The organism is Cupriavidus sp. SK-3 (assembly GCF_000611145.1).
GTDB lineage: Bacteria > Pseudomonadota > Gammaproteobacteria > Burkholderiales > Burkholderiaceae > Cupriavidus.
Window position 1 is genome coordinate 1 of record NZ_JFJV02000230.1, and the last position, 2061, is coordinate 2061.

Genomic DNA, 2061 nt, shown 5'->3' on the forward strand with positions numbered 1-2061 from the left:
TGGAAGGCCGGAAAGCCCGACGGGCTCCTAGCTTGCTGGAAACGCACCGCTTCGTTACATTCCATATACGGTTTTCGCAGGTTAAATGGAGGCGGAAGCGAGGAGACGACAGGCGCGCAGTCACTAGGCTGGAGTGCCAATATAAGATGAGGGCGTTGCCGGGTGATCCCTGGCAACGCCTTTTTTAATGCCCGCTCGATACCCGTGAACGCCCGTTTGTGGTGCGTAATGCCCTCGCCATGCGGAATCGGCATAAGGGCAGCCAGAAGCGCATGAGACAATGCTGCCTTGCCATCGGGCCCGCCATGCCTTCAGATTTCCCTTCCCCATTTCCTTCCCAGCCCGATCCCGCCAGTGCCCCGGCCCTTCCCGCCGGTCCGCAGGCATTGGTACGTCTCGCCACCCCGGCCGATGCCGGGCCCCTGTGCGCCTGGCTGCAGTCACGGCAAGCGTTGCCGGTAGCGGCGGCGCGCGCCCGGGATGCGCTGGTGGAGAACCTGCTGGCCAGGCCCGAGCGCGGGACCTGCGTGCTGGCGGTGGCCGGGGGCGCTGCGGCGCCGCGGCTGGTGGGATGCCTCCCCGTGGCGCTGGTGCCACATCTCCAACTGTCCGGCCTGGCGGCGCTGGCCGTGGAGTGGTGGGTTGGCGCGGAAGCCGCGCAAGAGGATCCCGCCGTGCTGCTGGCCTGTTGCGACCTGCTGGCCGACTGGTGCCGCGCGCACGGCGTGCGGCACATGCTCCTGGCGCCGGCGCTGCTGGCTGGGTCACAGGCCGATTCAGCGGGCTTTGTCGCGCATGCCGGGGGCCTGTGGCATCGCAATCTCACGCCGGCGCCCAAGACCCTGGGCTGACAGGTGTCGCGCCTGACTGGCGCGACTGTCTCCGCTGCTTCGTTTCCCCTCTTTATTTTTCTCGCAGTCCATGGAATTCGCGTTTCTCGCTGTTGCCGCATTTCTTGCCGGCCTGATCGACGCCGTCGCTGGCGGTGGCGGCCTGGTGCAGATCCCGGCCCTGTTCTCCGCTTATCCCAATATGTCGCCGGCCACGCTGCTGGGCACCAGCAAGGTAGCCTCGCTGGCCGGGACCACGAATGCCGCGCTTCGCTACGGACGCAGCGTTCGTATCTATTGGGGTGCGACCCTGCCGACGATGCTGTCGGCTTTCGCCTTTTCGATGGCGGGGGCCTACGCGCTCACGCTGATTCCCGCGGACCCGCTGCGCAAGTCACTGCCCTTTATCCTGGTCATCCTGCTGGTGTACACGGTGGCCAAGAAAAGCCTGGGTACCGAGCATGCGCCGTCGCTGTCGGGCGGCAAGGAGCGCGCGGCGGCATTGCTGGCGGGGGCGGGCATCGGTTTCTACGACGGTGTGTTCGGACCGGGCACCGGCAGCTTCCTGATGATCGTGTTCGTGCGGGTGTTCGGCTACGATTTCCTGCACGCATCGGCGTCGACCAAGGTGGTCAACCTCGCCACCAACCTGGCAGCGCTGCTGCTGCTGGCGGCGAAGGGGCATGTCTGGTGGCAGCTCGGCCTGGTCATGGCCGTGGCGAACGTGGCGGGCAGCCAGGTGGGCAGCCGCCTCGCGCTCAAGCATGGCAGCGCTTTCGTGCGGCGGGTGTTTATCGTGGTGGTGGCCGCGCTGATTGTGAAGACCGCGTGGGATGCGTTTGGCCGCTGAGCCAACACGGCGTCGCGCGACGTCCGCGAGACGCCGGGTCGCTTGCATGCTGCGATGCGGGTTAATCCGGCTACCCGGCCGATATGGCTGTTGCTAGACTCGCTACGCATTCCCGACCGGGCGGTCGGCGAATACGCGGCCGGTCTGGCGCGCCATGGCTTGACATGGCTAGCTCGTGCCGAGCGCCGCCGGGGATCAAGCGCCGGGCGGGAGACGGGGTGCGGCGAATGTGCATTCGCCATGCGCCCCGGGGTAGCAGGCAGGCGCCGGCGTTGCGCCTGGAGACGGTCCCGCGAGGGACCGGCAATATAAAAAGAATAGAAAGACAAGAACACCAGATTGGGGCATCCGACCCGCCCGGGGGCGGGGGGGGGGGCCTTT

Annotated in this window: 2 protein-coding genes; both read left to right on the forward strand. The window is 66.9% G+C overall.

What is annotated here, in order from left to right; all coding sequences use genetic code 11:
* Nucleotides 1–305 precede the first annotated feature (305 nt).
* Nucleotides 306–851, forward strand: a complete 546-nt coding sequence (locus CF70_RS23460; protein WP_200876799.1) for a hypothetical protein — start codon at nucleotides 306–308, stop codon at nucleotides 849–851.
* Nucleotides 852–921: 70 nt separating this feature from the next.
* On the forward strand, nucleotides 922–1680 hold the full coding sequence (locus CF70_RS23465; RefSeq protein ID WP_035870416.1) for a sulfite exporter TauE/SafE family protein: 759 nt from the start codon (nucleotides 922–924) through the stop codon (nucleotides 1678–1680).
* Nucleotides 1681–2061 lie beyond the last annotated feature (381 nt).

Bases quoted from the DNA above. Each gene is read 5' to 3' on its own strand.
- CF70_RS23465 (WP_035870416.1), top strand. From the start codon at position 922: ATGGAATTCGCGTTTCTCGCTGTTGCCGCATTTCTTGCCGGCCTGATC.
- CF70_RS23460 (WP_200876799.1), top strand. From the start codon at position 306: ATGCCTTCAGATTTCCCTTCCCCATTTCCTTCCCAGCCCGATCCCGCC.